We start from the raw sequence: 7,396 nt of genomic DNA on the forward strand, positions 1-7,396 counted from the left end.
TAGCCCGCGTCGGAGCGGTGCAGGCAGTCGATGGGCAGGGCGACCAGTTCGGAGATGCGGCAGCCTGCCCACCGGGTCGTGGCGATCATCGACCGCAGGGTGGGGTCGGTTGCGGGGTTGTCGACGATCAGTGTGTCGACTCGGTCGATCACGTCCGGCGGGAACGGCCGGGGGCTGCGGGTCTTGCGGTGCACGTTTTCGCCTCGTCGGAGGAACACCGCCGCCCCGAGATCGGGCACGATCTGGGTGTCGTGCAGCGACTCCAGCAGGTAGGCAGCGGTATTGGCGAGCCGGGAGTCCGCTTCGGTGTCCGGTCGACGCGTCCACGCCAGGTAGTCAAGGAAGACCGGCCTGGTCACCGCGCACGGCTCCGGCTGCTCGTCGTCGCGGGTGAGGAACCGGGCGAGTTGGCGGGTGGCGCGCACCCACTGTGTCAGCGTTCCCCACGACAGGGTAGCGGTGGTGAGCTGTCGTCGTGCGAGTTCTTTGACCGCAGTCCGCAGCCATGGCAGGGGCACCGTGGACCAGTCCACGGCGGTGTGTGTCGATCCGGATTGGATTGCGTCGAGGACGAATTCGAATCCGTCTCGCCAGCGCCAATGGTCGTCGGCCCACAGGTTGGGGTTGGTGGCGCCGTCGAGGAGCCGGAAGAAGCGCCGAAGGTAGGGCGCGCACAGGGAGTCGAACGAGCTGGTGTGCGGCCAGTGTTGCCGGCACAGCAGAAGCCAGTCCTCAGTGGGTCGCTCGGCGAGCGAGTCGGTGATTCGGCCGTCGGCGGTGTCAATGAGCACCATGAGGAAGCGGCGGAGGCTGGTGTTGGGGGTCCAGTCGCCGCGGCGGACTTTGGTGGCAACGACGAACCGGATCTCATCGGCCGCGACCTGCGGTAACCGCCGGAAGTCGACGACTTGGGCCGAGAGGTAGCCGCGCGGGGCGCCGACCGGCCGGGCTTCGAAGTTCGCCCAAGCGGTGAAGTCGGCGGGCTGGCCGGCGCGGAACCATTGGAAGTAGTGCGCGTAGCACAATCCGCGTCGTTCGCCGGTGGTCTGGGGGCCGCCAAGCCAGTACCGCTCGCTCTTGCATGCGTCGACGGCGCAGGGGTCGGTGGCCCGGCGGCGGCGGTCTCCGGCTGTTTCGACGACCTGCCACGTCGGCTGACACCACGGCCCGTCGGGCACCTGTAGCGGCGAACGGCGACCTCCCCGGGAGGAGCCTCGCTGGGATTCAACGTTTCTCATGGCCTGCCCCGGGCTGCGGTGGCGCCCACACCAGATGCTCGGTGCGGCGCAGCCGGTCTGCCAGGTCGTCGCTGGCGAGGTGGATGTAGACGTCGGCGCTGGCGGCGTGGGATTGCCCGAGCCGGGCGGCGATCTCGGCCGATGTCCAGCCGGCCTTCGCCAGGGCGGTGGCGTGGGTGTGGCGCAGCATGTGCGGGTGCAGCCCGTCGAGACCCGCAGCCGAGCCGATGTGTTCGATGATCTGGTAGGCGTTCGAGTACGACAGCGGTCCGCCGATCGGGGGTCGAGACAGGTTGACGAAGACGTAATCACTGTCTATGTCGCTGATCTCACCGAATAGGTATGCGGCGTAGAGGTCGAAGAACCGGCGGGGCGCGTCCACCGCGAACTGTGCGCGCTGCTTTGACAGCGCCCCGTTGGTGTTGTCTTCCCGGCGGCATACCTGAACTCGCCTGCGCATCGGGTCCAGGTCGGCGTGCCGCAACCCCAACGCCTGCCCGATCCGCAGCCCCAGGTCATACAGCGCGGAGAGCAGCAGCCGGTCGCGGCAGGTCGACGCCGCCGCCAGCAACGTCGCGAAGTCGGCCTCGAAGTCGATCGTCTGCACGGTCTCCGCGGGCTGTTTGCCCGGCCGGGTCAACCGGGAGACCGCACTCGGGTGTCGTTGCTCGATGTGGGACAGGAAGTTGTGTGACCGGCGCGGGAGCCGAGATGGATTGCGGGTCAACACGAGATCCTGCGGTCCGCGGCCTTCCACACGATGGAACTCGTAGAACTCGCGGACGGCCGCGCTGACCGCCTTCACCGTTCCCGGCGCCCGGCTGCCCGTGCGGGTCGGCAGAGGCGGCAAACCGGCGGACAGGGCGCCCACAAAATCGCACAGCGCGTCGAATACCACGGCGTCCCAGGGGATTCCGCGCGCGCGCAGCCACCGGTAGAACAAGCTCAGGTGGCGTGCATACGAGCGGACGGTGTTCTGGGAACGACCGACCGCGCGCAGCCAGTGCAGGAACTGCTCGACCTCCCCGACCGGTAGGCCCGATCCGTCCACCACCGTCCACGTCGCCCGTCCGTGGATGGTCACCGGTGCCGCCCTCACTCGGCATCCCGGGTTTCCTCGGGGCGCCGGGGCCGCCGCACCTGGATGTCGGGCCGCAGGTCTTCCTGCGGTTCGCGAGACGGCATCGGCGCGGCTGCGGCGGTGTCGGTGGGCAGCGCCCCGGGCAGCCATTTCATGTCGCGCTTGCGCCACGTCGCGTATTGGGCCTGCACTTTGGCCATGGGGACCTCGAAGCGGTCCCAGTCGACACCCGGGGCGCTGACCCAGATCCGACGGATGTGGGTGTCGGTGACGATGTCGTAGTCCCAGGTCAGCTCGCAATGAGTGGGATCGCCGACCAGGCCCAGGGTCGCCGAGTCCTGGGTGAAGAACGCGGTCCGCCGCGGGGTGGTCGGTTCCATCTCGTTGTGGTGGATCATCATGTGTGTCTTCCCGCGGCTGCTGATCTCGGGCCAGCGGTAGGGCTTCACGACCGTGTGTCCGGGTGGATGCATGCCGTGCGTGCTCAGCCACACATCGGTGCCCGCCGCAACGGCGGCCGCCACATAAGCGCCGCGTCCGAGCCCCTGCATCACCGTCCGCAGATGCGCGGAGTGCCTCGCCGACAACGCGTTCCAGTCATCGACCGCAGCCAGCAGCATCGCTCCCACCCCGACCGCCACCTGCTTGAGCAGCCGCCGAGCCTCCTTGCGCGAGACCGGACGGCCCGCTGCATTGGGTTGATCCATCGGAGCTGTCACGACCCCGCCTTTCAGCCGAAAACCTTGCATAGAATCGTGCAGACCGTGGTACGGTTTTGGATTGGAAGACACGCCGTTTATGCACGGGGCCGCAGCTTGGCGAGCACCCGGGCTGAAGTGCGGCTATCGTCACACCAGCCACACACGTCCCACCCCGAATAGCGAGCGTGAACTGGGAAAACGCAGATCAAACGGTGTTTCTACGCGATTCCGCGGCAACGACGGGCTAGTGTCGGAAGACAGCACCGAGACGGATGGGAGGCGATCTGTGACGGCACCGAATCCGTACGACGACGCGGCGAACAGCGTGATGGTGCAGTTGACCCGACTGTCGTGTGGATGGTCGAAAAAGCGGTTGGCCGACGAGGCCGCGGTATCCGCCTCACACGTCAGCAGAGTGGAGGCGGGACTGCTGCCCCTGGCGGGGAAGGCCTTGCTCGACTACGCGCAGGCCATGGGATGCCGGCCGGAGGCGTTGTGTGTGCCCTTCACCCGGTCCCCGGCTCAGGGCAGCCATTTCCGGGCCAACCTGAGTGCGGCTGAGTGGAAGCGTGACCGCGTGTGGGCCCGGGCGAATCTTGTCGCGATGCGGATCGGCCGCCTGGTGTCGCACGCCGACATCAACCCCAAGCTCGCGCTTCCCGATCTTGACCCGGCCGACTTCGCGTCCGAGCTCGGCGAGATCACCGTCGCCCAGGTTCTGCGCCGCTTGTGGCGTATCGCCGGCCCGATCCGGTCCATGACCGAATTGCTCGAAGCCGCAGGCGTGTTCGTTGTGGTCGACGACTTTCTCGACGACGAGATCGACGCGGTGACCCTGCGTGCAAGTGAGCATCACCCGCACCTGGTGTATGTCAACGCGGCCCGGCCGCCCGACCGCATGCGGATGACGCTGGCCCACGAACTCGGTCATCTCGTCATGGACGCGATGACACTGGTCAGCCCCGCCGAAGTCGAGCGCCGGGCCAACAGTTTCGCCGCCGAGTTCCTTGCACCTATCGGCGATATCGGCTTCGACTTGGACCGCGTGTCGGTGCGGACCGTGCACGAACTCGACGAGCTGCGTCTCACTTGGGGTGTGAGCGCGTCGTCGCTGGTCGTGCGGGCCCACGAGCGCGGTGTGCTGTCCGGATATCAGTACCGGTCGATGTTCCGGCTGCTCAATGAGACCGGCCGCATGTACGGCCCGCGCCCGGGCGTGGCCGAGGAGGTGCCCCAGCTCGTTGGCACCGTACTCGACCAACTCACCGCCGCCGGCTACACCAGCAACGAACTCAACGACATCACGCTGCTCACCAGGGCGCAACGCGGCGCTCTCTTCGGATCGGCAAGCAACGGGCCCCGCGCCCGGCACCTCAGCATGGTCTAGCTATCGGGCGCGATCGTGGGCTGGAACCGCACACCGGTCCGCGACGAGCAGTGGAGGGCGCCGGTCCATTGGACTAAGCAGGGGCAAGCTCTTGAGCAGGACCGCGCCGCAGGCGGCCGCCATCACCGCGTGGTACGCGACAGCGCACGAGCCCTCGGACGGGTGGTCCTCCAACGCAGAAACCGGCGTCTGTACGCCGAACTGCGGTGGCAGACCAACAACAAGCAGTACAGCCAGTACCTCTGCGAGGTCTCCGCCAAGAACCGAACCGCCAACCTCGCCGCCGCCTGGCGACACGCACACAGCAATGGCCTGACCGAAAGCCCCCCTCCAGCGAGAGACGCCACGTGATTGTCACTGTGAAGCTCGGCATCACGCCTTGGGCAACTCCCGCTGACCGGAGGCCTCATAGACGATCCAGGTTCGGTCAAGTATGTGGTCACGGCCCACGGGCTGCATGCCGAGCTTGGTCAGGACCCGTTGCGAGGCCCGGTGTTGCGGGTCAACGATCGCCACGACCCGTTCAGTCCTGTTGGTTAATGCCCAACCCAGGCACGCGGAAGCGGCTTCCGTGGCATACCCGTGTCCCCAATACTCCCGAGCGAAATGAAACCCAAGTTCCAGATCCGGTCGCCCAGGCAAGAACTGCAGTCCGCAGTCACCGATCAGAACGCCCGAATCACTCAGCGTCACAGCCCATTTGCTCACTCCATAACACTCATGGTGGGCGATCAAGTCGATGACACGTTGGCGCGTTCCGGCCGCGTCGCGCACCCCGCCGGGGATGAACCGCGTGACCGCGGGGTCGGAGTACACCACATGCATGGCCTCGACGTCGATTAGCGTCAGGGGCCGAATGGTCAGCCGCGCGGTGCGAAAAGGTAAGGCGATTAACGGCCCCGATGATGCAGGATCGATAGCCATGACCTCGCTCCTTTGGGATCAGCACACCTGTCTGCCATTGCAGCCCGACGCCGACGTGGGCCTGCTGACCCGGTATCAGCGGGACGGCGGCGCATTCGTGTCCGTCAATGCAGGGTATTCGCCGCACAGCTTCAACGACACCATGGCGCTGCTGGCGCACTATCGTGCCGCGGTCGCTGCGCACCCAGCGATGGAGCTGGCGGCCAGTTCCGATGACGTCGCGGCGATTACCGGCGCTGGACGTATCGCCGTGGTGTTCGACCTCGAAGACTCACGTCCCCTCGATAACAACCTCGACAACCTGGTAACGCTCTCTGAGCTCGGCGTGCGCACGTTGTTGCCGACCTACAACCACGCCAACCGCGCCGGCCATGGCTGCCTGGACGCCACCGACGGTGGCCTCACGACGTGGGGCCGGGCGATCATCGCCGAAATGAACGCCGTCGGCATCGTTCCCGACGGTTCGCACTGCAGCCCTCGCACCGGGCTCGACATGTGCGACACCTCAAGCGGCCCGGTCATTTACAGCCACTCCTGCATGCGGGCAGTCTGGGATCACCCGCGCAACATCACCGATGACCAGGCTCGAGCGTGCGCCGCCACCGGTGGGGTTATAGGGATCACCGGCGTCGGTATTTTCCTGGGCCCCAACACGCCAACGCTGGAGGCGATGACACGCCACCTCGAGTACGCCGTCGACCTGGTGGGCATCGACCACGTCGGCATCAGCACCGACTTTTCGTTCGACTACGCGGACTTCGTCGAAGAACTCACCCGCAACCCTCACCTGTTCGATGCCAGCTATACCCGGTGGGGAGCGATTCAGTGGATGCCACCCCAAACGCTTCTAAGTCTTGGTGAGCACCTGACGGAACGGGGTTGGTCCGACGAAGACATCCGGGCAGTCCTTGGAGGCAACTTCTATCGCGTAGCGCAACGCGCCTGGCAGGCTTAGCCCCAAGTCATCGCTATCGGGTAAAGCGGTTGGAATCCTCGCGGCGAGCAGACCGACTCGCGGAGTGATCGCAACTCCGCTAGGGCGACGGCGCGACGGAGGCGCTTGTTGGAACGTGCACGGAGGGCGTGCTGACCTCGGTTGGCCGTGACAGTCTGAACTGGCCCCAGGGGGACGGCTCGAAGTGGCCCCACCTGTGAGGCGGCGGGGTGTTGGTGTGACGGCTTGATTTGGCCCCACCTTTGCGACACGCCGCGACGGTTATGACGGTTTGATTTGGCCCCACTTCAGCGTGGTCGGCATCCGGATGTCCCGGATCGCTGATCACGAAGGTGAGGCTGGAAAGTGAGTGCGCGGGTGGAGCAGTTTGCGGCGATTCGCCGGGATCATCGGGTGGAGGGGATGTCGATTCGGGCGCTGGCTGATAAGCATCACGTGCACCGGCGTACGGTGCGCCAGGCGCTGGATTCGGCGATCCCGCCGCAGCGCAAGGTGCCCGAGCGGATTGCGCCGCGGTTGGAGGCGTTCAAGGGCGCGATCGATGAGATGCTGCGCAGTGATCTAGATGCGCCCAAGAAGCAGCGCCATACCGCTCGACGCATTTTGGCTCGGCTCGTTGATGAGCTTGGCGCAGTGGACTTGTCGTATTCGACGGTGCGCGACTACGTCGGCAAGCGCCGCCCGCAGATCTTGGCTGAGGCGGGTAAGCCCTTGGAGCTGGGCTATGTGCCCCAGACGCATCCGCCGGCGGCGGAGGCTGAAGTGGACTTTCATGACCTGTGGGTGATCTTGGGCGGGGTCAAGACCAAGACCACGCTGTTCACGATGCGCCTGTCGTACTCGGCGCGCGCGGCGCATCGGGCGTTTTTGACCGAGGGGCAAGAGGCTTTCCTGGAAGGCCACGTGTACGGGTTTGACCGCCTGGGTGGGGTGCCGGTGGACAAGGTGCGCTACGACAACCTCAACAGCGCGGTCAAGAAGGTGCTGTTCGGGCGCTCCCGGCAAGAGAATGAGCGTTGGATCGCTTTTCGCAGCCACTACCCGTTGACTGAACTACGACACGCTTAACCACTGGTAGACACTCTTTTTCGGTGTTGTGGGTTAGCGTCT

At 66.0% G+C, this 7,396-nt stretch carries 5 protein-coding genes and 2 pseudogenes; 3 read left to right on the forward strand and 4 right to left on the reverse strand.

The window, feature by feature from the left end:
- The 3 genes and pseudogenes from AO501_RS08945 to AO501_RS08955 form a co-directional block, all read right to left on the reverse strand.
- Positions 1-1,238, reverse strand: a pseudogene (locus tag AO501_RS08945) (site-specific integrase); the annotation flags it as partial.
- Positions 1,225-2,322, reverse strand: a complete 1,098-nt coding sequence (locus AO501_RS08950) for a tyrosine-type recombinase/integrase (RefSeq protein ID WP_231752411.1) — start codon at positions 2,320-2,322, stop codon at positions 1,225-1,227. The gene AO501_RS08950 and the pseudogene AO501_RS08945, both read right to left, overlap by 14 nt.
- An 11-nt stretch (positions 2,323-2,333) precedes the next feature.
- On the reverse strand, positions 2,334-3,038 hold the full coding sequence (locus tag AO501_RS08955) for a hypothetical protein (protein WP_231752412.1): 705 nt from the start codon (positions 3,036-3,038) through the stop codon (positions 2,334-2,336).
- 268 nt (positions 3,039-3,306) lie between these two features.
- Here AO501_RS08955 and AO501_RS08960 point away from each other — a divergent pair, with 268 nt between their 5' ends.
- A complete protein-coding gene (locus AO501_RS08960; protein ID WP_055577396.1) occupies positions 3,307-4,407 on the forward strand; it encodes an ImmA/IrrE family metallo-endopeptidase in 1,101 nt (366 codons plus the stop codon).
- A gap of 372 nt (positions 4,408-4,779) precedes the next feature.
- Here AO501_RS08960 and AO501_RS08970 read toward each other — a convergent pair whose 3' ends face one another.
- Positions 4,780-5,331, reverse strand: a complete 552-nt coding sequence (locus AO501_RS08970; RefSeq protein WP_082658496.1) for a GNAT family N-acetyltransferase — start codon at positions 5,329-5,331, stop codon at positions 4,780-4,782.
- Here AO501_RS08970 and AO501_RS08975 point away from each other — a divergent pair.
- A complete protein-coding gene (locus AO501_RS08975) occupies positions 5,330-6,286 on the forward strand; it encodes a dipeptidase (protein ID WP_055577399.1) in 957 nt (318 codons plus the stop codon). The genes AO501_RS08970 and AO501_RS08975 overlap by 2 nt on opposite strands.
- Before the next feature lie 345 nt (positions 6,287-6,631).
- Positions 6,632-7,327, forward strand: a pseudogene (locus tag AO501_RS08980) (IS21 family transposase); the annotation flags it as partial.
- Positions 7,328-7,396 lie beyond the last annotated feature (69 nt).

The sequence above is a fragment of the Mycobacterium gordonae genome (assembly GCF_001417955.2).
Taxonomy (GTDB): Bacteria; Actinomycetota; Actinomycetes; order Mycobacteriales; family Mycobacteriaceae; genus Mycobacterium; species Mycobacterium gordonae_B.

Coding starts and splice junctions, on each gene's coding strand:
- AO501_RS08975 (WP_055577399.1), top strand. CDS start 5,330: ATGACCTCGCTCCTTTGGGATCAGCACACCTGTCTGCCATTGCAGCCC.
- AO501_RS08970 (WP_082658496.1), bottom strand. CDS start 5,331: ATGGCTATCGATCCTGCATCATCGGGGCCGTTAATCGCCTTACCTTTT.